Genomic DNA, 22,167 nt, shown 5'->3' with positions numbered 1-22,167 from the left:
AATCGCGGGGGCAAAGTGGCTCATCAAAATCATACAAAGCGGTGTCGCATATTTTCACCGCAGTAGGAAATCGCCAATCGGCCGACCCTACAGACCATAGGTGATCGCGAGCAGCACCGACAAAGTCGCCACCATCAACACCACCAGCGGAACGCCGGTGCGGACATAATCGGCGAAGTCGTAATTCCCCTCTGCCATAATCAGCATGTTGGTCTGATAGGCAATCGGGGTCGCGTAACACAGGTTGCACCCGAACAGCACGGCCAGCACCAGCGGCTCTGGCGGCAGGCCCAGCTGGGCCGCAATGCTAAAGGCAATCGGCGTGCCCACCGTGGCGGCGGTTGCGTTGGAGGCAAAGTTCGTCAGCACCGTGACGAACGCCATGATCGCAGCCAACACCAATGCGGGCGGCAACAGCACCAGCCCCAATGACAGAGCCTCGCCCAGCCAAGCCGCTGCCCCGCTTTCATCAATAATTCGGCCAATCGCGATACTGGCCGCGACCAGCACGATCACTTGGCCGGACAGCGCCCGGCCCACCCGGTCAAACTTCACGCAGCCGGTGACGAACATCAAAATCGCGCCGGCCAGTGCAGAAATCGCAATCGGGAAAATCCCAATCGCGGCGGTGAACACCGAAAATCCCATGATCGCAGCGGCCAGCATGGCCTTGGAGCGGCGCGGCACCTCGCGTGCGCCATCGAGCATCAGCAGGCTGTCGGCGCGCGAAAACGCCTCCAGATCTTCCTGAATGCCCATCACGAGCAGCACGTCGCCCTCTGTAATGCGCAGGTCGCCGCCTTCAGAATATTGATCCGGCCCGCCCAAAACGCGCGCTGGCCGATGAATACCCAGCACCGCGACGCCATACAGATCGGCAATGCCAGAGGACGGCAATGTCCGCGTAATCAGGCGGGAATCCGCCGTCACTGTCATTTCAAAGACCAGGATATCGCTGCCCAGCGCCGCAGAACTGCGCTTAATCCGGTCGAGCACCCAGTTTGGCGCAAGCTCTCCCTTCAGCTCACGAACCGCATCCTCCAGCGCCTCATGCGTGCCAGAGATATGGATGCGCTGCTGGGGCTGTATCGGCCCCTTTTGCTCGCCGTGAAAGACGATACCATCGGGCAGTTTCGGCAGGATGTCGGCGACATCTTGACCGATCAGATCGCTATCACCAGCGATCCTAAGGCGCGTGTGGAACCGCCGCACATTCTGATCCGCTGCGACCTTATTGTCTTTCAGCAGGCGCGGCATGACCAGCCACATATAAGGCAGCGCAACCAACGCCGCACCGAGCACAATTGGCGTGAAATCGAACACGCCCATCTCGCGCATGCCCAAATCAACCGCGATGGAGACCACCAGAATATTGGTCGATGTGCCAATCGTGGTTGCCAGCCCGCCGATGAGCGATGCCGAATTGAGCGGCATCAGCGTCTTTGACGTGGGCAAAGCCCCGCGCGCAGCGAGCGCAGCGAAAATCGGGATCATCAACACCAGCACCGGAGTGTTGTTGACGAACATCGACAGGAACAAAACGATCAGCAGCGAAACCAGCAGGCCAAGCTGAAGGTTGAACTTGAACACCCGTTCCAACACGCGGGCCGCAGGCTCCAGCGCTCCTGTGACGACTAGGCCCCTGCCCATCACCATCAACGCGCAAATCGTGATCAGCGCGTAATGTCCAAACCCGCCAAATGCGATGGCCAGGCCATCGATCTCGCGCGTGCCGGGCAATGGGAAGAAATACAGGCCAACCGCAATCACCGCGATGGTCAGCAGCGATACGATCTCAATCGACATGCGCCCGCGGACAAAGCCGACGAACATAAGGACCGTAAGGACCATGGCAGCCATGGCGTGATATGTTGGAAGCGACAGCATGTTCGTTGCGCGTGAATTCCCAAAGGTCGCGTAGAATATCAAGCGAAATCGGATAAAGCGGGACAGTCTGGCTCTTTAGGTCCGCGCAGGAGAATGTCGCTTGCGGTCAGCCGGTGATCCAGCAATGGGTGAAGCCAACGGGTTTCTGGGAGGGACAAATCAATGCAAGCGCTGGTGTTCAACGGACCGCGAGACATTCGCTATGAAAGCTATGCCGACCCGCAGTTGCGCAGTGACAACAGCGTTATACTAAAAGTGGAAAGCTGCTCAATCTGCGGCAGCGACCTGCACATGTATCACGGCGCGCATATCGGCAACACCGAATATGGCTCTGATATTCCTAAATTTTGCGTCGGCCATGAATTCATCGGCGAGGTCGTTGAGGCGGGCGGCGACGTTCACGGCTTTAAGGTCGGCGACAAGGTTCTGGCCGCGGGCGGAACGGGCTGCGGCAGATGCTCTGCCTGCCGCACGGGCAATGCCGTAACATGCCGTAAAGCGACCGCCTTTGGTCTCAGCACAGAGCTGCAAGGCGGCCAGGCAGAATATGTGAATGTGCCCAATGCCGATGCAACCTTGTTCTCCACCGATGGGCTGACGACAGAACAAGCGCTGCTGCTGACCGATGGCATGGCGACCGCCTATTTCGGCCTAATGCGGGCCGATCCAAAGCCCGGCGGCAGTGTCGCCGTGGTTGGTCTTGGCCCAATTGGCCTGATCGGCGTGGAGCTAGCGTTTCTGCTTGGCGCGAGCCAAGTGATCGCGGTTGATCCCGTGCCCGCGCGCCGCGCGATGGCGGAGAAATTGGGCGCCACCGCCTTTGCTCCGGGACCAGAACTGCATGCGCAAGTGATGGAGGCCACCGGCGGCCGCGGCGCTCAGTCAGTGTTTGAGGCAAGCGGCGCGAAGGGCGCGATCAATGCGGTGCTGCCACTGACCGCACGCGGCGGAAACGCCAGTTTTGTTGGCATTCCAGAGCCTGACGATGTGCTGCCTTTGCCGCTGATTATGTTCAAGAATATCACCGTACGCGGCGGAATTTGCGACGTGCAGAATATGTGGCCGCATCTCGTACCACTGGTGCAATCCGGGCGGATGAAGGCGGATGGATTGTTCAGCCACCAATTCAACCTGAGCGAAGGGGCGGAGGCCTATAAACTGTTCGACAGCCGCGATGACGGCGTGCTGAAGCTCAGGATTGATGTTGGGTAACGTGGTCCCGCGCTAGTAATCCGTACAGACACAGATCACGCAGCCCGATATGCGTCGTCTCATGCTCGCGCAGATGCGCCTCGCGGGTGAAACCAAGGCTCTCGAGCAACCGGATCGACGGTTCGTTATCGACATCCACCTCGGCGATCAGCTTGCGCGTGCCCTCATGTAGCAAGTGCTTCACAAGCGCTTCCGAGCATTCGCGAGCAATGCCCTCACCCTGGCGGTGCATCACCGTGACATAGCCGATTTCCTGCACGGCGTCCTCATGCGCAGGCATGGCGACAAACCGGCCAAGGACCGCGCCTTCACTGTCTTCGGCGATCCATGTCCGCCCATTCCAGTCAGGATCCACCAGCCAGCCCCAAAGCTCAGCCTCTGAGGTGAAATGCGCGCGCGACATATAGAGGTTTTGCTGCTCATCCGCGAAAGTCGGGTACAACGCAGCGCAGTCAGCTTCTCGCAAAGGCCGCATGGTGAAGCGGGTTGTGTTGAGAGTAGTTACTTTGCTCATTGTTGTTTCCGTAGGCCATGCCGCCCGCGCCCTCCACCCTTCCACCCGGATAGTTTCCGGTAGGCTCCGGGTGGAAGGGTGGAGGGCGCGGGTGGCTTGGGACCGAAGCTAAGAGCTCAAATGCGCGACCAACGCCTTTACCTTTTTTTGGCGCCATTGCGGCAGCGGCGCGAGCAGCCAATAGGCACGCTGACTTTCGCTCGGCTCTTCCAACGCTTCCAACCGCCCATCGCCCAGCGCCTCCGCCACCAAAGGCAGCGGCAAAACTGTGCGGCCCATGCCCGCCAGCGCAGAGCTGAGCGCTTGGCCTGGATTGCCCGCCTTAATGCACGCCTTTGTTCCCTCTGGCAGAGACGCGCCCGGCCAATCGATCCAGGCATCGCGGCAACTTGGCGCCGCCACCGTCACCCGCTGAGCGGGGGCCAATTGCGCGCCCTCCAGATCACCGGGGCCGTCTACCAGACGGATCGCCAGATCGAGGTTCGCCTCGGTAAAATCGGCATTTTCATCGGAAACCAGGATATATTGCACCCCGTCCGTCCCGGCCTGAAATTCCGCCAAGCGCGGGGCGAGCCACTGCGCATAGAACTCGCGCGGGACTGCAATTGTATAGCGATCAGAGGCTTGCCCCGCCTGCATCGCCTGAACGCTTTGCTCAAATTGCAAGAAGCCTTCTCTCAGCGGATCGAGCCCTGCCTCGCCTTCCGGCGTCAGCTCCAGACCCTTGCTGGTCCGGCGGAACAGCACCACGCCCAGGTGATCCTCCAGCGCGCGGATCTGTTGGCCTACTGCGGCCGGCGTCACAGCCAGTTCGTCCGCCGCCCGCGTAAAGGACAGATGCCGCGCCGCTGCATCATAAACGCGCAGCGCATTCAATGGGAGATGGGTCCGTTTCACGCAGCCGATCTAGCCAGCCACTAGCGGCTGCGCAAGCTTACGCCGCGTCGCACTTAATGCTTAGGACCGATCCGCCGTTTCAGGCGCAGCCAGCGGGAAGAACGGAATGCGCACCTCGATCGGCGATCCATCACCGCGCAGGAAGGTGTAGAACCCCTCCATCGAGCCATGCGGCGTCGTCAGCGGGCAGCCAGAGACATAATCGTGGCTTTCGCCCGGTGCGAGCTTGGGCTGCTCTCCAACCACGCCTTCACCATCGACATGGTTCACCATGCCGCGCGCATCGGTGATCCGCCAGTGGCGGGTGCGCAGTTGCAGAGGCTCGTGAGAGCCGTTTTCGATCCGAATGTGATAGACCCAGAACCACTTGCCTGCTTCAGGCTGCGATTGCTCTGGTAGAAAATTGACAGCGACCCGGACGGTTACCCCGTCGGTCACAGCAGCGTGTTGAAACAGCTCTTTCATAGGTCTCTCAAGGTAACGATTCTCAGGCCCTTCACAAGAGCACCAACGCGCTTAATCCTCCCTGTATCCCAGATTCATCGCGAATTGTTGGATTTGAGGGGTTGTGCGTAAGGCATAGAAGGTTGGGCAAATGAGATGAAAATCGGCAATGCACGTGGAACAGACTTGTGACGTTGCGCATACTTGACGCCCGAAATGCCGTTGTATCGATGACTCAAAAGAGACTAAGCGAACTACATACCAGTAACGCAAGCCAGAGGTTGAAATGTTTCGAGTCGATTTGTCAGAAAACCGTTTAAAGCAAGTCGAACAGACTACATTCACGCAGGCAGGATTACGAGAACGCGAGCACCTACAAGAATGGCTGGCAAAGTCACCAGAAGCACTCAGTCAATCAATTGGTGAAGAACTCCTCGTAATACAGAAAGAGTTTGACGGTTTCGACGGAACAAGGGAGCGTTTGGACCTGCTGATGCTCGACAAAAGTGGTCAACTCGTTGTTGTCGAAAACAAACTAGATGACTCCGGTCGCGATGTGGTTTGGCAAGCGCTCAAGTATGCAGCATACTGTTCAAGCCTCAAGAAAACAGAAATTGCCGAAATCTATCAACAGTTTCTCGATCGACATGATGACGGCGATGCAGCAAACAAGATTTGCGAATTTCTGGAGATCGATGACCTTGATGAGACGGTCTTAAATGAAGGCAACGATCAGCGAGTCGTATTCATAGCCGCCAACTTTCGCCGAGAAGTCACCTCTACCGTCCTTTGGCTACGCGAACATCAAATCGATGCACGCTGCATAAAAGTCGCCCCATATCTTTTCGACGGCCAACTACTCGTTAACCTCCAACAAGTCATTCCACCGCCTGAAGCCGCAGATTATATGATCCGCATGGCCCAGAAAGACACTGAAGAAAAATCAGTCAAGGGAGCTCAAAGAAAGAGTCATGAGATGCGCTTTTCGTTTTGGGAAGAATTACTCGATTCTTTTCGTTCTTCGGGTCTAGAGCGCTGGCAGAACATTTCACCATCGCGCGACCATTGGCTTACATCGAGATTTGGAGTCTCGGGATGCAACTTGGTTCTCGTCTTCTTGAAGAAAGAGATCCGAGTCGAACTTAACCTTGGTCGTGGCCTCGCAAGCGAAAATAAGTGGCTCTTTGACAGACTTATTGACCAAAAAAGTGAGCTAGATGAACCGCCTGGCCTTGAGCTTCAGTGGCGTCGTATGGACCAAAAAAAGGTTAGCATTGTCCAATGTAAAAAATCTGTTGAAGGCTATGATAAGGAAAATTGGCCGGAGATGATTGAGTGGTTAAAGCTACGCTATCAAGAGATGGAAGGGTTGTTTGTGGAACGCATAGTCAAGCTCACAAACGAAATGAAGTCGGACCCTTAACCTACCCCTTAGCGAGTTCTTCCTCGACTTGGCCCAAACGTTCTTTGCCGAAGAAAATTTCATAGGTGGACGGATCAGCACCCGTTTTGCCGACGAACATTGTCGGAATGCCAAACGCGCCGCGCTCAACCACGGATGATGTGTTTTGGACCAGCCCTTCTTTCACCTCGTCGCTTTGGCTGCGCGTGAATAGATCCGCCGCGTCGAAGCCTGCTGCGCTGAGCGCCGCGCCCAAGGCATCTTGGTCGGTAAAGTCGATGCTTTCCTCCCAAATTGCCTTCAGCATGGCCTCGACAAATTGGACCCCGCGCCCGTCCTGATCGGCGGCATAGAGCATCCGCTGCAATGTGATCGAATTGAACGGAAACTGCGGGTGCATGCGGTAATGGCTGAGGCCGTGCTTGGCGATGAAACGCTGCATTTCCAGCATCGCATATTCATTCTTACCCTTCACATCGGCATCGCGCATGAATGGCGGGGCATTGCCGGTAAGCTTGTGCATTCCGGCGAGAAAAACCGGGATCACATCAATCTCTGCCCCGGTCCGGCGCAGCACCTCGCGCAGCGGCCACCACACCAGATAGGCGTTTGGGCTGACGAAATCGAATGTGAGCTCAACGCGGTTTGCCATGTGGTGTTTTCTCCCGTTCTTGATGGGGAGAATGGGTTGCACACGGTCGTTGGCAGAGCAAGAGTGAGCGGCAAGAGTATTTGTTTTTGCGCACTCGCATCCGTGAGTGGATATCCTCGCTCACACGATCGTAGATCGCATCGCTGCGGGCGGGCTCAAGGCCCTTGCGACGCCTGCGGCGTCGAACCAGGCCCCAAAATACTGGTTTAGGCACGGTAGATTGGTCGCGTCAGCGACGGCAAGGCCGACTGGCCGCCCGCAGGGGCCCGTAGCGAAGCGGAGGAATAGCCCCGAGGACGAAGGCGCGGATGCGCCTTCGCCACAATCAATGCGGCGCTAGGCCCGTTTCCAGACCGGTGCGGTCTTCCAGCGCGAACTTATCGAACAGGTCGGCGCTCGCCGCGTTGAGGCCAACAATCCGCGTGTGGCGGCCGTTGCGGCGCATTCGGTCGACCGCTTTTTCCAGCGCGCCAATCGCGGAAATGTCCCAGAAATGCGCCTTGGACACATCGATCACGACATAATGCGCGGCGTCGTCATACTGGCTTTCCGGGCCGAGCGCATTTTGGAATTTGTCGACGCTGGCGAAGAATATCTCGCCGGTCACGACGTAAACCGCGCTGTGCTCTCGGCGAACACGCTCGACAGAGAACAGGTTGCGAACCTTGTTCGCAAAGAAAATGCCCGACAGCAGCACGCCGACCAGCACGCCGAGCGCCAGATCATGCGTCCAAACCACGACCACGACGGTCGCGACCATCACGGCTGAACTGGTGGGCGGATGGCGGCGCAGGTTGGGGATCGAGTTCCAGCCGAACGTGCCGATCGACACCATGATCATCACCGCGACCAGCGCGGGCATTGGCACCTGGCCAACATAGCTGCCCAGCACGGTGAGCAGAAACAACAGAAACGCACCGGCTGCAAAGGTCGACAAACGCCCGCGTCCGCCGGATGCCACATTGATCACCGACTGGCCGATCATGGCGCAGCCGCCCATCCCGCCGAAACATGCGGCGACGATATTGGCGATGCCTTGGCCGCCGCTCTCGCGCTGTTTGTTGCTGTCGGTGTGGGTCATGTCGTCGACGATTTGCGCCGTCAGCAGGCTTTCGAGCAAGCCAACCGCCGCCATCGTCGCCGAATAGGGCGCGATAATCCTCAGCGTTTCCCACGTCAGCGGCACGTCAGGCAGGGCAAACACCGGCAGGCCATCGGGCAGTTCGCCCTCGCCCGCGACATTGTTGACCGGCAGATTGTAATAGATCGTCACCACCGTCAGCAAGACGATAGCGACCAGCGGACTAGGCACGACCTTGGAGATGCGCGGGAAACCATAAATGATCGCGAGGCCAGCGGCGACCATCGCATAGGTCTCCCACCCCACGCCGGTAAGCTGAGGAATTTGCGCAAGAAAAATGAGAATCGCGAGCGCATTTACAAAGCCGGTGATGACCGAACGGCTGACGAATTGCATCAGCAGGTCGAGCCTTAGGACGGCCGCAATCCCCTGGAAAATGCCCATGAGAATGGTGGCTGCGAACAGATACTCAACCCCGTGATCTTTCACCAACGGGATCACCACAACCGCTACCGCAGCGGTCGCGGCCGAGATCATGCCCGGACGTCCGCCGGTGAGCGCAATCACCATGGCAATCGCAACCGAGGCATACAGACCCACGCTCGGGTCAACGCCCGCGATCAGGGCAAAACCAATCGCCTCTGGGATCAGCGCAAGGGCGACAACGATGCCGGCAAGGATGTCTGCGCGCGGCTGAGCCAGCCAATCGCGCCGGAAATTGCCCATGAAATTGGCATCCGCAGCCATAAAGAATTCCAAAACTTGAGTGCGGCGAAGACCCCCTTCACCGATTGAATTGCCGCGCCTCTAGGCTTTTGTGCTGCAACGCACAACCGCGCGAATGCGTATTCACTGGCGGTTTTCAGTGCATGAGGCGCTTTGGCCACGGGTGCTTCGCAGCGGGAGTTGCTTCGCGCGTTAGGCAGCGGGATTTAGAGCCCGGCCTTGGCCAGCGCTTGATCCAAATCCTCTGTCAAATCGGCCAGGTCTTCCAGGCCAACATTGATCCGCAGCAGTCCTTCCGTCACGCCCATTTCTGCGCGGCCTTCTTCGCTCATCCCGGCATGCGTACTGGAGGCGGGGTGGCACATCAGGCTGCGCGCGTCACCGATATTGTTAGAAATATCAATGAGTTCGAGCGCATCGAGCAAAGCGAAGGCGCGCCCGCGTGTGCCGACATCAAAGGCAAAGATCGGCCCGGTTGCATCCATCTGAGCCTTCGCGAGATTGTGGCGCGGATGGCTTGGCAGGCCGGGGTGCAGCATATGCCCGCCGCCCTTTGCGATGCGCGGCTCAAGAAATTCGCCCAGCGCCACGGCCTGCTCGCTTTGCTTATGCGCGCGCAGCCGCAGCGTCTCCAGCCCCTTGTGCACGACCCAGGCGTTAAACGCGCTGATCGTCGGGCCGGTGTTGCGCTGAAATGGCATCAGCGTCTCATTGATCCATTCCTCGCTGCCGCAAATCGCCCCGGCGAGCACGCGCCCCTGCCCGTCCATCAGCTTGGTAGCGCTGTAAGCAACAACGTCTGCACCAAACTCCATCGGCCGCTGCAACGCTGGTGAGGCAAAGGCATTGTCGACCACGCTGGTGATCCCATGCGCCTTTGCGAGGCCGCAAACATGTTTAAGATCAACGACATCCAATGTCGGATTGGCGGGGGTCTCAAAGAAGAATACTTTGGTGTTGGGCCGGATTGCGGCCTCCCACGCGGCATCATTCGCGCTGTCGATGACGCTGGTCTCAACGCCGAATTTCGGCAGCAGCTCGTCCACCAGCCAGCGGCACGAACCAAACGCCGCGCGCGCCGCCACCACATGATCGCCAGCGGACACTTGGCACAGCAAAGCCGCCGTCATCGCCGCCATTCCGCTCGCCTGAGCGCGGCAGGCCTCCGCCCCTTCGAGCAGCGCGATACGTTCCTCCAGCATCGCAACGGTCGGGTTTTGCAGGCGCGAATAGGTCATGCCTTGCGCATCGCCCGCAAACCGGTCTGCCACCGTTTGCGCATCGTCATAGGTGTAGCCAGAGGTGAGAAACAGCGCCTCACTCGTCTCGCCATGTTCGCTGCGCCAGGTTCCCCGCGCACCGCGCGCGTTGCAGGCCGCCAGTTGCGCGTCGCCGCGCGGTCCATTCCAGTGGTCTTTTTCATAAGATGCCGCTTCTAAGAGGGAGACAGATCACTCGCAAGCAGTCCTTCACGCGCCGTGCGCGCATGGCCGACTACGCCGAGCATCAAACTGCCCTCGATCAGGGTCAGCAGGTAACGCGCCCCGCCCGCAGGATCGGGATCATCGGCGGGCATTTGCGTCTCCAGCCATCCGAGCAGTTCGGCCATCATGCTCTCCGCCGCCTCGCGGTAGCCGGGAACGCCGCGCGCCGTGCCCGCCACAATCTCCCACCACAGCGCCATGAATGGCTGCATCGCCGGTTCGCGGCCCTGCGCAAGGATACGCGCCACGCATTGCTGCCGCGTCACCGCCCTTTCATCGCCCACACCCGCATCCAGCGCGGCGGAGTAAATCCCGGCGATATGCTCAAGAACATCGGTAAGAAGCTGTTCTTTATTACCAAAATGATAGATCAGCATGCGGTCGCTGGTGCCCGCAGCCTTCGCCAAAGGGCGCAGGCTTGCCCCGCCGAGGCCTTGCTCCAAAATATGCTGCGCCAGCAATGGCAACAGCGATTCCTTCGACATTTGCGGCTTCGATATGAGTTTTGACATAAGTCCTTGTAGCGAACGCTACACTGCGTTACAAGCACTTGTAGCACTTGCTACACATGCACGGAGAATCGACCCATGAATCCGCTTGAAATGTCCCCGCTCGAAATTTTGGCCGCCGCTGGTCTGATCTCCATCGCCGGTGTCGCCGCTTATATCGTGATGGCGGATCGTAAAATTGGCAGCGCGGCCATGGCCGCTGCACTTTGCGCCGCATTCCTTACCTATAGCGGGGTCACGATCTACAGCGAGGGATTGTTGCTGGTCTGGACCAATCACACGCACAATATGTGGGGCGTTCAGGTATGGTGGGATTTGCTGTTTGCCGTTGGAATCGCGCTGTTTTTTGTCACCCCGCGCGCCCGCGCCGTGGGTATGAATGTGCCGCTATGGACGCTCGCGATCCTTGGCACGGCCAGCATTGCCTTGCTGGCGATGGTGGCGCGCCTGTTCTGGCTCGAAAGCCAGGCGGAAACGGATGCCTCATAACAACTTACGCTGATCCAAACACTTGCCGCTAAGGAGGGGCGCCGCTAATCGCTCCTCCGCAATGAGCGAAGCCCCTCCCCATCCGCGCGACCCATGGCTGGCCTGTCTGGGCATCACGGCTGTGTTTGCCGCTTTGGCGTGGGTGCGGCTGACGATCCCTTCGGGTCCGATGTTTGATGAGATCCATTATCTGCCCGCCGCGCGCGCGATTTTGGAAGATGGAATTTATCTCAATCGTGAACACCCGCTGCTGGGCAAGCAGTTGATTGCGCTGGGGATTACCCTGTTTGGAGACAATGCGCTGGGCTGGCGCATCATGCCGATGATCGCGGGCGCTGCGGCGCTGTTCGCGGCGATGCGCGCCATGTGGCAGGCCAGCTTTGACCGATTTGCCACCATTGCCTTTGGCGTGCTGGTCGCCAGCGGATTTCATCTCTTTATCCATGCCCGCATCGCGATGCTGGACGTGTTTATGGCCGCGTTCCTGTGCATCGCAGCATGGCAATTCGCCGCCGCGATCAGAGAGGCAGAGCGTGGACGCTTGCGGCTCGCGGCCTGCGGCGTGGCTCTGGGCCTGGCGATGGCGTCCAAATGGAACGCCGTGCCAATTGCCGTGCTGCCGGGCATCGCTTTCTTCGCTGCGCGCCTATCCGCTGGCAGGCAGCGACTGCTCACCAGCACACGCGGGATCCCAGTGCCGGGCATATCGTTGGCTGAGGCGTTTCTGTGGCTCGGCATTGTCCCGCTCGCCGCCTATGCCGCGACCTATTTGCCCGCCTACGGCCTGCTCAATTCGCCGCTGGCAGAACAGGGCATAATCGGCCTCCACCGCGAGATGATCGAGCTGCAAGCCTCCGTCAAACAGCCACATCCCTATCAAAGCACGTGGGACCAATGGGCGCTGAATACGCGCGGCATTTGGTATCTGTACGAGTTTACGGACAACGCTCAACGCGGCGTGCTGCTGATCGGCAATCCGCTTACGATGCTGCTCGGCCTGCCCGCGCTGGTGTGGTGCGCACTGAGCGGCGCGACCAATCGCAATTGGGCCAAGATTGCGGTTGTCGCAGGCTATGCCGCCAGCCTTGGGTTGTGGCTGATCGCGAATAAGCCGATTCAGTTCTATTACCATTATTTCATGCCGAGCCTGTTCCTGCTGGGCGCGCTGGCCCTGACGCTCAGCGATCTGTCACGCAGAAAATTTCGCTGGGCGAGTTACGGTGTTCTGCTCGGCAGTGCCGCGATGTTTGCGCTGTTTTTCAAGATCTTGACCGCTGCCCAGCTCGATGGCCCGATGAGCTTCGTACATTGGACTTGGATCGAGGGTTGGAGGTAGGGCGTTAGCTCTCTTCTCGTCATTGCTTCGCTACGCTCGCAATGACGACTAGCTAATACCTTCCCCAAACGAAGCGGCTGGATAGGGCGTAATTCCACACCGATCCAATCAGGATCCCGGCGAGCGCGGCGAACACCCAGTAAACACCCTGACTTTCGAGCAACGTCGCCACCGCGACGTTGGCGAAGGCGCCCACTGCGCAGGTCGCGCAAAAGCCAAGCCATCCGCGCAGCACCGCGCCCGGCCCGCGCAGCCGCTGATCACGGTAGGTCAGCCAGTTGTTGAGCCAGAAATTGAAGCTCATCGCCGCGAAAACGGCGCCCGCTTGCGCGATGGTGAAGGCCTCTTCCAGCCACAGCAGCAGCAGTGCCAGAACCGCCATATGCACGATCACGCCCAGCGCTCCGACCGTGCCGAACAAAGCAAAACGGGTCGGGATTACGCGGCCCAAAGTCTTGTCATAAAGCCCGGCCAAAAAGTCGAACAGGATCGCGCGGTCAAGCTTGCTTTCGCCCTCGCGGCGCTTGGCAAATGTGAGCGGAAATTCCTTTACACTCAGTGCCTTGCCAGAGGTCGCCAGCAGGTCGAGCAGTATCTTGAACCCGATGCCGGAAAGGCGCGGCACAAGCACGCGCGCCGTTTCGCTGCGCAGCAGGAAATAGCCGCTCATCGGATCGGTCAGATCGGCCCCGGTCAGGCGCCGCGCCACCGCATTGGCAAAGCCGGACAGACGCTCTCGCTCCGGCGCTGCCCAGTCCTGTGTGCTGGCACCGGGAGCAAAGCGTGAAGCGACCGCGACGTCCGCTTCCTGGCTGCGCACAGCATCCAGCATGCTCCCGAGCAATTCCGGGTCGTGCTGGTGATCAGCGTCCATCACCGCGACGTATGGCGCGGCGGTGGCGCAAAACCCCTCAATCGCCGCGCTGGCTAGGCCCCGCCGGCCAATCCGCTGGATCACGCGCACCCGCGCATCGCCCAGCGCAATCGAGCGCGCTTCATCCGCCGTGCCATCGGCGCTGTTGTCGTCGATAATCAGCACTTCCCAGCCGTTCGCGCCCAAAATCGGGGTCAGCGCGGTATCAATCCGCTCCACCAAGGGTGCCAGATTGCCGCGCTCGTTCAGCGTCGGCAGGATGATCGCAAGTTCAAGCCCGGCCGTCATCACGCATACAGCCCCGAGCGCTCAAAGCCGCTCGATAATCGCGCTGCCAATCGCCTCGCAGCCGTGCGAGCCGCCCAAATCTCCGCCGCGAATGCCGTCAGCCAGCGCTTTTGCGACCGCCGCCTCAATCCGCGCTGCCTGTGTCTCCAGCCCGAAGGAATGGCGCAGCATCATAGCCGCAGACAGGACCGTCGCCATCGGATTGGCCTTGCCCTGCCCAGCAATGTCGGGCGCGCTGCCGTGGATCGGCTCGTACAGGCCAAAAGTGCCGTGTTCCGTTTGGCGCGAGCCCATGGAGGCACTGGGCAACAGGCCGATTGAGCCGACCGCCGCGCTGGCGAGATCGGACAGAATATCGCCGAACAGATTGCCGGTAACGATCACGTCGAATTGCGATGGTCCGGTGACAAGCTGCATCGCGGCGTTGTCGACATACATGTGATCGAGCGCGATGTTGTCGCCTTGCTCAGCGGCATATTCCAGCACGGTTTCGCGCCAAATACGGCTGGTTTCCAGCACGTTAGCCTTATCAACGCTGGTCACCCGCCCGCCGCGTGTCTTGGCCGCGTTCCACGCGATAGCCGCGATCCGGCGAACCTCGCTGACGGAGTAAGACATCATGTCCCACCCCTCGCGCTCGCCCGCGTCGTTTACGCGCTCGCCCTTGTCGCCGAAGTAAACATCGCCGGTCAGCTCGCGAACGATCAGCAGATCAAAACCCGCTGCCTGCTCCGGCGCGAGCGGAGAAAGCTCCTCCAGCCCGTCGAACACCTTGGCCGGGCGCAAATTGGCAAATAGATCGAGCTCTTTGCGCAGACCCAGGATCGCTTGCTCCGGGCGCAAATGCCGCTCCAAAGTGTCGCAAGAGGGATCACCCACCGCACCAAACAGCACCGCATCGGCCGCACGGGCCATCTCCAGCGTCTCTGCGGGCAGAGGATGGCCGTGGCGCTTATAAGCGACAGCGCCAATATCGCCTTCAAATAGGGTAAAGCCGGGCAGTGAGAGCGCACCAAGCACGCGCAAAGCCTCTTTGGTCACCTCTGGGCCAATCCCATCACCGGGAAAAACTGCGATCTTCATTAGCAAACTTTCACGTCATCATCCGGGCCAGCCGCTCCGTAAGCAGCACTCGCGCGGCCATAACATCGCGATCACGCTCGGCAAGCACGTATCGCGCAAGCGGGGCCTCAAGCGCCTTAAATTGCGCCATTTGCCCGGCCAAATCGCCGTTTGGATCGGGCTTACCGCCGCCATATCCGAGCTCGCGCAGCAACATAGCCTCATAGGTGACGAGCACAGACAGCCATCCGCGCGCTGAGGGCGCATGGCATATCGCGCCCAGCAGCGCATTCAGCGCTTGATAGAGGGTGGGATAAGGATTGCGTTCTGGCAGCGCCGTTGCCGTCAATGCGCAGACCCATGTGATCGCGGCGGCTGGCAGTGGCTCCGTCATCCACGGCCCGCGGCTTTCCGCCAGCTCAATCCGCGCAAACGGCAATTGGCTGTCCGATTTGGAGCGCAGCTCCGCCTCTATCGAATTGCCCGGGATCATCACCGGGCGCAGCCGCCTCCCGCGACCGCCCGCGACATAGCCTGCGACGAGCCCGTGCTGCTCGGTCAGCATGCGCGCAATCGCGGCGCTTTCTCCATGAGCGCGCGAGGCGACAAGGATTGCAGGCGCTCTGATATTCATGGCAGTCTGCGGTGCGGCGCGCGGAGCATCACTGCCCGGCGCTCAGCCCCAGATGTTCTTCAATAAACTGGGCCTGTTTGCGGAAATAAAACGGCTGATTGCTGAGTTTGCGCCAGCCGTGGCCTTCGTCAGGAATGCGGATGAAGGGCGCTGGCACACCGTTTGCGCGCAGGGTTTTCACCATGGTTTCGGTCTCCATGATGTCGATCCGAGGGTCCATCACGCCGTGTGAATAGAGCACCGGCACATTGATCTGATCGGCTTTGCGGATCGGCGAGTTCACCGCGTAATATTCGCGCCAACGCGGGTCCTCGATATCGCCAAATTCAATTTTGTCAGAGGCCTTGAGCGCAGGCGAGGCAATCTCCAAGGCTGTGACCCAATCCGCCACGCCGAACAGAGAGACCCCGGCGGCGAATTCGCCCGGATATTCTGCCAGCACCGCATTGACGGCATAGCCTCCGTAAGAGCCGCCCATCACCGCTGCCCTATCGCCATCGATCAAGCCATCGGCGGCCAGCGCGTTTTTGAGATCAACCAGATCGCGGATCGAATCGAGCCGTTTTTCCCGGTCATCGAGGGTCGAGTAGGTTCGCCCCAGACCTATCGAACCGCGAATATTCGGCTGGAATACGGCCACACCGCGCGCAACATGATATTGCGCGACCGCGTTGAATCGAGCTTGTGATTGCCCAGAAGGGCCACCGTGGACTGAAAATACCACTGGGGGCGTATGATCTACGGACGCCGTACTCTTCGGAAGGTACAGCAAACCCTGGAGTTCCACTCCGTCACGCGCCGGGTAGCGGACCACTTGCGGGCGAACCAGACGGTGAGGATCAAGCCCGGCGAGGTTTGCGCTGAAAACCTTCTGTGCAGTTCCAGCGATTGGATTTGTCATCCACAACTCGCCCGGTGTCTGCCAGCCATTAATGCGAACAAGCAATTCCCCATCCGCTTCGCAGTCGAGGTAATAGTTGCCTTCCGGAAGCTGCGGCATCTCAATCTGTCGCTTTTCGATGGTTTGCCAGCCATGCAATGTGTCAAAACCATCATTATTGCGGGTCCAATAGAGATAGCTGCCTCCTGACCCGGCACCGCAAAGCTGAAGATTCTCTACATCCCATTCCGCCTCGAAGACCCGCTCGAAGCTGCCACTCTCCACACTGTAGAACGAGAGCGTGCCAAATTCGCGCTCTGCATTGGTCGCGAAGTAGAAACCTGACGAATCGGGCATCCACTCAAATCCGCCCAGTATATGTTCGGCGCGCTCCTCGATTGGCGGTTTGGAAACGGTAGTCATCTGCTTCGTTTGCAGATCGAGTAGATAGAGGTTGTTGGCATCCTCTCCCACCTGCTCCGTAACCAAAGCATATTTGCCATCAGGCGAGATCGAGCGGGCCGCGAGGCCCAACTCGCTCTCGACAATCAGCTCGCTTTCACCCGCCATGGTGCCGCGATAAATGTCGAACACGCCCGCGCCGCGCGCAGTGGAGGCGTAGACAAAGCTGCCATCGCTCGCAAAATCACCGAACACGCGAAAATCACCGCGCGCCGCTGGCAGCACTTCGGTCTCTTCTTTCCCGTCTGGAGTGATGGTGAAATAGGCTGGCTGCTCATTGCCATCGCGGTCGGCGGCATAGAACAGTCGCGATCCATCGGGCGTCCACACCGGCGCGCTCACTCCGGTTTTAAAGGTCACTTGTTTGGGCACACCGCCGCGGGCGGGCATGACCCACAATTCCGATTGTCCGGTTACATCCCAACTGAAGGCGATTGTTTCGCCATCGGGCGAGAGGTTCGCTGCCCCCGGTCCGCTGGCCAGCAGATAGCGCGCAATATCAGCCGGATGCTCGCCCGCGCGGCCAATCGATACGCCGCTACCGTCAGGTTCCATCGCTTCGATAGAGAGGTCTGCGCCCTTAGCGCCGCCGAAACTTTCCTCTGCGTCTTGTGCCAAGACGACGGCAGGCAAGAGAGCAATTATGCCAGTGGCGGCAAGGAGCGATGTGCGAAGCATGGACGGCCTTTCATAACGGAGCAATTGCCCGCGAACCTAGAGGAACGCCGCAGGCTTGCAATCCCGCTGTGGCCGGTATTTTAGGCAGATTACTTCTTGGAGAGCTTGGCTTCGAGCTGCTTGATCCGCGCCTCGAGCGCTTCGTTCTGCTCGCGCGCCTTTTGCGCCATCAGCTTGACCGTCTCAAACTCTTCGCGGCTCACAAAATCGACCCCGCCCAAGGCTTCGCGCATTTTCTCACGCGCGCCCTCGCGGGCCTCGCGCGTCATGCCGGCCATTGTGCCAGCGGCGCTGTTTGCGAGTTTGACGAAGTCGGCGATGATCGGGTTTTCACTTTGCATGGGCTTCAGATGGTGAAGCGAGCAAGATTTGTCCAGAGGAGTGTTTGCGCGTGAACTCGGTTATCGGGCTGATCCTTGACCTAGCCGGCCCGCGCCCTTGCGACGCACCGTGCTCCGAAATCAAGCCGCGACCGTCCCTATAGTTGGATTCGCTGCACCGCCGCGCTTTCGCCAGATGCACCGCCATCTGGGTTGAGCACAAGAAACTGATAATTGAGCATGGTGGCAAACAGCACCCAAGCCAAATAAGGCAGAAGCAGGAGCCCCGCCAGTTTGCGGACCCGATAAAAGGCCCAGATCACTGCCAGCATGGTGGCGATCACGCCGCCAAGCAACCACAGGCCGCCGACGATATCTTGCATCGCGAAGAACACCGGATGCCACGCCAAATTCAAAGCGAAGTGGATGACAAAAAGCCCAATGGCCAATGGCCGACCATATGCGCCCCAAGAGCTGACCACCAACGCGAGGGAGACACCAATCATCACGTAGAGAATGGGCCACACAATCGCGAACGCCACAGGTGGCGGGAAAAGAGCCGGTTTCTCAAGCCCTTGAAACCACAAGGTTTCAGAGCTGCCCAATTGGCCGGAAACGAAACCGAGCAACCCGATTAGAGGAACGAAAAACAAGGACCAGCGCAGCAGACTTGCCCGCAATTGCGCTTTGGACGCGAGAAAAGTCATATCCATCCTCATGTGAGCCGCAGATGCCGCCGTATTCCCCAAAACACGGCGCGATTCGCGGGTGCGATCAGAGCCAGCCGGGATACACATCGCCACCCCGCGCGCCAATCACGCCCGGGCGCAGAAACGATAGATCGTCGGGGAAGAAACGCAGCTCGGCGCAATTTATTGCCAAATTATCAACAAAACCATTGGGACACTTTCAAACCTTCTGCTAGGCCTGCCACATTCCTGCCGTGATTCTTGAGCGCACGACGGTGAGGAACGTTGGAGTGGGGCGCTCAACCCAATGAGGTAAAATTTCTATGCAAAAGACCAAACTCGCATCGATGATGGCGATCGCTGGCGGCCTTTCAATCGCTACTGCTGCGTGTTCAGCACCTGCTGAAGAAGCAAGCACCGACGCAGATACCACTGCAGTTGCTTGCTGTGCTGCTGCTGGCTGCTGTGCTGCTGCTGGCTGCTGTGCGGCTGCTTGCTGTGCTGCTGAAGGTTGCGAAGCATCTGCTTGTGCGGCTGAAGGTTGTGAAGCATCTGCATGTGCGGCTGAAGGCTGCTGTGCTGCTGCTTGCTGTGCAGCCGCATGCTGTGCCGCTGCTGAGTAATTCAGCTAAGCAAAGCTAAACCCAAGTTTGGCTAAACCCAAATTTGGTTAAACAATGCGGGCCGGTGACAACGTGGTTGTCGCCGGCCTCTTTGTTTTTTAGACACAGCCTATGACACCAGAACAAGCCGCGCTCACCGTTATTGAAACGATCACGCAAATGGCCAGCGAGCAGCGCCCGTTGATGGCGCGCGTATTGCCATCTGAAAATGTGCATTTCTGGAAACATTACCCGGAAAAAGACGCGCGCGACGCCAAGACCAAGTCGCGCTGGTATTACCACGTGCATGCGCCGGGTCAGCGCGATGAAAACGAGCATGGCCATTTCCACCTGTTCCTACACCGCGATCAGCTGATCAAGGGCAGTCAGGTTGCCGTGATGCCGCCGGAAGGCGAGAAAGCCAAAGCGCATGTGACCCATCTGGTCGCGCTATCGGTGGATACCAACGGCATCCCAATGTCGTGGTTCACCACCAATCGCTTTGTCACCAATGAATTTCTCTATCCCGCAGAGACGATGATCAAGCATCTGAAGCTCTACAATGTCGATAAGACACAGGAAGATGAGCTGGTGAACCGTCTGGTCACCGCCATGGTCGCGCTATACCGCGAAGAGATTGCCGAACTACTGCGCCAGCGCGATCTCCGTCAGGCCGAACTGGTCGCCGAGCATGGTCCAAAGGGCTATGAGAAACACTGCGGGGTCGAGGTGCTCAGCTCCATCCCGATTGATCTCGACGAGAAGATTTCAGCGCTCGATCTGGATTAGGATGGGTCGAGGCTTGGTCACGGAGCTCGGTCAGCGCAGCCGACCGCTAGGGCGACCGCCCGCCCGCAGCGGGGTCGAAGACGGCCATAGGCCACCCGATCTTTGATCGCATGAGCGAGGATATCGCACTCGCGGATGCGAGTGCGGAGCTAAGAACGCCTCGCACTCACCAGAAACTCAACATTGCCTTGGGGGCCGGTGATCGGGCTTTCCACGATCCCCTGAATGCGCCATCCAGCCTGCTCCAGCCATTCGCGAACCTCGTCGCAAACGCGGGCGTGCAGATCCGCATCGCGCACCACCCCGCCCTTGCCAACTTCCGCGCGGGCGACCTCGAACTGCGGCTTAATCAGCGCCACTAGCTGGCACTCCTTCGCCGCCAGTTCCAGCGGCCGCTCCAGCACTTTGGATAGGCTAATAAAGCTCGCATCGCACACCACCCAGCTGAACGGCTGAGTGATATGATCCGGCGTCAGCACCCGCGCGCTGGTCTGTTCATAAACGGTGACGCGATCATCCTGGCGCAGCTTCCACGCGAGCTGATTGGTCCCGCTATCGACCGCAAAGACATGCGCCGCACCATTTGTCAGCAGCACGTCCGTAAACCCGCCTGTCGATGATCCAACATCCATTGCCGTCACGCCTCTAGGATCGAGCCCAAAATGCTCAATCGCATGGGCAAGTTTGATCCCTCCGCGGCTGACCCAGGGGTGATCGCGGCCGCGCACCTCCAGCGCCGCATCCTCGGCAATTTGCTGCCCCGGCTTGGTCACCTTCTGCTCGCCGACAAATACCGCCCCCGCCATCACCAGCGCTTGAGCGCGTGTACGGCTTTCCGCCAGGCCGCGCTCGGCCAGCAGTTGATCAACGCGCTTCTTTTTTGGTTTTGGAGCGGATTTCGCTGAGGAATTCGGTGTTTTCGGCATAGACGAGGGCCTCGTTAGCGCGCATTGATGCGGCATGAAAGCAATCTACCTCAACGCCATCGGCGCCGTCGCTCTCAGTTTCACCATTGCCGCCTGCGTGCCATCCTCTGAGCCGCCCAGCGTCGCAACGTCCGCTCCGGCGACGACGAGCACACCCGCTGCCGCGCCCAGCCCCTTGCCAGCGGCTCCAAAACCCGCGGCAACTTTGCTGCCCATGACCGGCGGCATATCGTTCCTCGACGCTCCGCAGACGCCAGGCAATTGGCGTTATATCGTGGAGCGCAATGAAACCTTCGCTTTGTTCGGCAGCAGCATAGAGAACGCCCAAGCGATCATCCGCTGCGATTTGGATACGCGCCAAGTCGGGATTGGCCGGTTTGGCCTAGCTGCAAGCGCCGCAGCCATGCGGATTCGCTCTGAAACTCGGGCGAAGGAAGAAATGGCCACAACGCGCGACAGCGGGCAGCCTTTGATCGCCTTTGAAATCAACGCGAATGATCCGGTGCTGGATGCAATGGCGCTGTCAAAGGGGCGCTTTGCGATTGAGACCGCCGGGATGCCGACGCTTTACCTGCCCGCATGGGCCGAAGTGACCCGCGTGATCGAGGATTGTCGGTAGTATATCTGCCATGGCTTGGCTGCGGAGCACGGCGCGCAGCGCCGCAAGGCCCTTGCGGCCGTCCGCAGCGATGCGAGCGTAGCGAGCAATGAGCGAGGATATCGCGAGCGCGGATGCGCTTGCGGAGAACAAAATCGTTTTTAAGCGAGGCGATCTATTCTGACGTGGGAAAAGTTTTTTACAAGACTTGTGTTCAAACCCAAAACGACTCAGATTGATCCTCGAGTTCAGCGGCGAACGCAGTACTCGGCCCCCCGATGATACGGCTGGGTCTTGGCTTAATAGCGCGAAAGGAGGTGATCCGATGTCTCATGGTTCAGTAGCGAGGTCGGTGAAGATCCCTACGGAGCATATTCGGTAGTTTCCTTGTGAAATTAGATGCCGAGTAAGGCTACGTGAGCGGCACTTCCGGCCGCTGACCATGCGAAGGGCAGTTCCGCTGAGGCGGGGCTGCCCTTCTCAGTTTTTTGAGAGGCTTCAAGCGCCAGCACTCACATCCGTTCGCTTGGCTATCCTCGCTATTACGACCTGAAGGTCGCATCGCTGCGGACGGCCAGTCGGCCTTGCGAACCCTATCGGGTTCGATCCACTGCCTGACATCCGGCTTGGTCGCGGAGCACGGCGCGCAGCGCCGCAAGGGCGACCGCCCGCCCGCAGCGACGCGATCTTTGATCGCGTGAGCGAGGAAATCGCCAGCGCGGATGCGCTTGC

22 protein-coding genes and 1 pseudogene are annotated in these 22,167 nt (G+C 59.3%); 7 read left to right on the top strand and 16 right to left on the bottom strand.

Annotated elements, in window-relative coordinates; all coding sequences use genetic code 11:
• Window positions 1-87: 87 nt before the first annotated feature.
• A complete protein-coding gene (locus tag AC0V6M_RS10835; RefSeq protein WP_486138806.1) occupies window positions 88-1,860 on the bottom strand; it encodes an SLC13 family permease in 1,773 nt (590 codons plus the stop codon).
• Between the two features lie 189 nt (window positions 1,861-2,049).
• On the opposite strand from AC0V6M_RS10835, the gene AC0V6M_RS10830 reads away from it, so the two are divergent.
• Window positions 2,050-3,099 (top strand): zinc-binding dehydrogenase, encoded by a 1,050-nt coding sequence (locus AC0V6M_RS10830; protein ID WP_486138805.1) that lies wholly within the window; start codon window positions 2,050-2,052, stop codon window positions 3,097-3,099.
• Here AC0V6M_RS10830 and AC0V6M_RS10825 read toward each other — a convergent pair.
• From AC0V6M_RS10825 to apaG, 3 genes are all read right to left on the bottom strand, one after another.
• Window positions 3,080-3,613 (bottom strand): GNAT family N-acetyltransferase, encoded by a 534-nt coding sequence (locus tag AC0V6M_RS10825; RefSeq protein ID WP_486138804.1) that lies wholly within the window; start codon window positions 3,611-3,613, stop codon window positions 3,080-3,082. The genes AC0V6M_RS10830 and AC0V6M_RS10825 overlap by 20 nt on opposite strands.
• Window positions 3,614-3,721: 108 nt before the next feature.
• Complete coding sequence (locus AC0V6M_RS10820) at window positions 3,722-4,510, bottom strand: LysR family transcriptional regulator (RefSeq protein WP_486138803.1); 789 nt, start codon at window positions 4,508-4,510, stop codon at window positions 3,722-3,724.
• A 60-nt stretch (window positions 4,511-4,570) separates the two neighbouring features.
• Window positions 4,571-4,975 (bottom strand): Co2+/Mg2+ efflux protein ApaG, encoded by a 405-nt coding sequence (apaG, locus tag AC0V6M_RS10815; RefSeq protein WP_486138802.1) that lies wholly within the window; start codon window positions 4,973-4,975, stop codon window positions 4,571-4,573.
• 265 nt (window positions 4,976-5,240) lie between these two features.
• On the opposite strand from apaG, the gene AC0V6M_RS10810 reads away from it, so the two are divergent.
• Window positions 5,241-6,377 carry a DUF4268 domain-containing protein gene (locus AC0V6M_RS10810; RefSeq protein WP_486138801.1) on the top strand — a complete coding sequence of 379 codons (1,137 nt, stop codon included), beginning with the start codon at window positions 5,241-5,243 and terminating at the stop codon, window positions 6,375-6,377.
• A 1-nt stretch (window position 6,378) separates the two neighbouring features.
• Here AC0V6M_RS10810 and AC0V6M_RS10805 read toward each other — a convergent pair whose 3' ends face one another.
• From AC0V6M_RS10805 to AC0V6M_RS10790, 4 genes and pseudogenes are all read right to left on the bottom strand, one after another.
• A complete protein-coding gene (locus AC0V6M_RS10805) occupies window positions 6,379-7,008 on the bottom strand; it encodes a DsbA family protein (protein WP_486138800.1) in 630 nt (209 codons plus the stop codon).
• A 325-nt stretch (window positions 7,009-7,333) separates the two neighbouring features.
• Window positions 7,334-8,836: a SulP family inorganic anion transporter gene (locus tag AC0V6M_RS10800; protein ID WP_486138799.1), complete on the bottom strand. Its 1,503-nt coding sequence runs from the start codon at window positions 8,834-8,836 to the stop codon at window positions 7,334-7,336.
• Between the two features lie 185 nt (window positions 8,837-9,021).
• Window positions 9,022-10,238, bottom strand: a pseudogene (locus AC0V6M_RS10795) (trans-sulfuration enzyme family protein).
• A 12-nt stretch (window positions 10,239-10,250) separates the two neighbouring features.
• Entirely contained in the window at window positions 10,251-10,811 is a 561-nt protein-coding gene (locus AC0V6M_RS10790; protein WP_486138798.1) for a TetR/AcrR family transcriptional regulator, read from the bottom strand.
• 75 nt (window positions 10,812-10,886) lie between these two features.
• Between AC0V6M_RS10790 and AC0V6M_RS10785 the strand changes: the two genes are divergently transcribed.
• Both AC0V6M_RS10785 and AC0V6M_RS10780 read left to right on the top strand, forming a co-directional pair.
• Entirely contained in the window at window positions 10,887-11,297 is a 411-nt protein-coding gene (locus AC0V6M_RS10785; protein WP_486138797.1) for a hypothetical protein, read from the top strand.
• A 61-nt stretch (window positions 11,298-11,358) separates the two neighbouring features.
• Window positions 11,359-12,633, top strand: coding sequence for a phospholipid carrier-dependent glycosyltransferase (locus AC0V6M_RS10780; protein WP_486138796.1), 1,275 nt, complete (start codon window positions 11,359-11,361; stop codon window positions 12,631-12,633).
• A gap of 52 nt (window positions 12,634-12,685) precedes the next feature.
• Here the strand turns inward: AC0V6M_RS10780 and AC0V6M_RS10775 are convergent, their stop codons facing one another.
• The 6 genes from AC0V6M_RS10775 to AC0V6M_RS10750 all read right to left on the bottom strand — a co-directional run bounded on the left by AC0V6M_RS10775 (window position 12,686) and on the right by AC0V6M_RS10750 (window position 18,538).
• Window positions 12,686-13,795 (bottom strand): glycosyltransferase, encoded by a 1,110-nt coding sequence (locus tag AC0V6M_RS10775; protein ID WP_486138795.1) that lies wholly within the window; start codon window positions 13,793-13,795, stop codon window positions 12,686-12,688.
• Window positions 13,796-13,816: 21 nt separating this feature from the next.
• The gene (gene leuB, locus AC0V6M_RS10770; RefSeq protein ID WP_486138794.1) at window positions 13,817-14,878 is read right to left on the bottom strand and encodes a 3-isopropylmalate dehydrogenase; all 1,062 of its coding nucleotides are present in this window, start codon (window positions 14,876-14,878) and stop codon (window positions 13,817-13,819) included.
• Window positions 14,879-14,888: 10 nt separating this feature from the next.
• Window positions 14,889-15,491: a DNA repair protein RecO gene (gene recO, locus AC0V6M_RS10765; RefSeq protein WP_486138793.1), complete on the bottom strand. Its 603-nt coding sequence runs from the start codon at window positions 15,489-15,491 to the stop codon at window positions 14,889-14,891.
• A 28-nt stretch (window positions 15,492-15,519) separates the two neighbouring features.
• Window positions 15,520-17,511 carry a S9 family peptidase gene (locus AC0V6M_RS10760; protein ID WP_486138792.1) on the bottom strand — a complete coding sequence of 664 codons (1,992 nt, stop codon included), beginning with the start codon at window positions 17,509-17,511 and terminating at the stop codon, window positions 15,520-15,522.
• Between the two features lie 89 nt (window positions 17,512-17,600).
• Complete coding sequence (locus tag AC0V6M_RS10755) at window positions 17,601-17,852, bottom strand: accessory factor UbiK family protein (protein ID WP_472638436.1); 252 nt, start codon at window positions 17,850-17,852, stop codon at window positions 17,601-17,603.
• Window positions 17,853-17,989: 137 nt separating this feature from the next.
• Entirely contained in the window at window positions 17,990-18,538 is a 549-nt protein-coding gene (locus tag AC0V6M_RS10750; RefSeq protein ID WP_486138791.1) for a TspO/MBR family protein, read from the bottom strand.
• Window positions 18,539-18,967: 429 nt separating this feature from the next.
• Between AC0V6M_RS10750 and AC0V6M_RS10745 the strand changes: the two genes are divergently transcribed.
• Window positions 18,968-19,162: a hypothetical protein gene (locus AC0V6M_RS10745; RefSeq protein WP_486138790.1), complete on the top strand. Its 195-nt coding sequence runs from the start codon at window positions 18,968-18,970 to the stop codon at window positions 19,160-19,162.
• 92 nt (window positions 19,163-19,254) lie between these two features.
• Complete coding sequence (locus tag AC0V6M_RS10740) at window positions 19,255-19,911, top strand: DUF6969 family protein (RefSeq protein WP_486138789.1); 657 nt, start codon at window positions 19,255-19,257, stop codon at window positions 19,909-19,911.
• A 149-nt stretch (window positions 19,912-20,060) separates the two neighbouring features.
• Here AC0V6M_RS10740 and AC0V6M_RS10735 read toward each other — a convergent pair whose 3' ends face one another.
• The gene (locus tag AC0V6M_RS10735) at window positions 20,061-20,837 is read right to left on the bottom strand and encodes a TlyA family RNA methyltransferase (RefSeq protein ID WP_486138788.1); all 777 of its coding nucleotides are present in this window, start codon (window positions 20,835-20,837) and stop codon (window positions 20,061-20,063) included.
• Window positions 20,838-20,882: 45 nt separating this feature from the next.
• Window positions 20,883-21,053, bottom strand: a complete 171-nt coding sequence (locus AC0V6M_RS10730) for a hypothetical protein (RefSeq protein ID WP_486138787.1) — start codon at window positions 21,051-21,053, stop codon at window positions 20,883-20,885.
• Between AC0V6M_RS10730 and AC0V6M_RS10725 the strand changes: the two genes are divergently transcribed.
• A complete protein-coding gene (locus AC0V6M_RS10725) occupies window positions 21,052-21,456 on the top strand; it encodes a hypothetical protein (RefSeq protein WP_486138786.1) in 405 nt (134 codons plus the stop codon). The two genes, AC0V6M_RS10730 and AC0V6M_RS10725, sit on opposite strands and share 2 nt — an antisense overlap.
• Window positions 21,457-22,167 lie beyond the last annotated feature (711 nt).

It is taken from the genome of Erythrobacter sp. JB3-1 (genome assembly GCF_057364995.1).
Note: the sequence above shows the minus strand (reverse complement) of the source record. Positions and strands in the feature narration are given on the sequence as shown.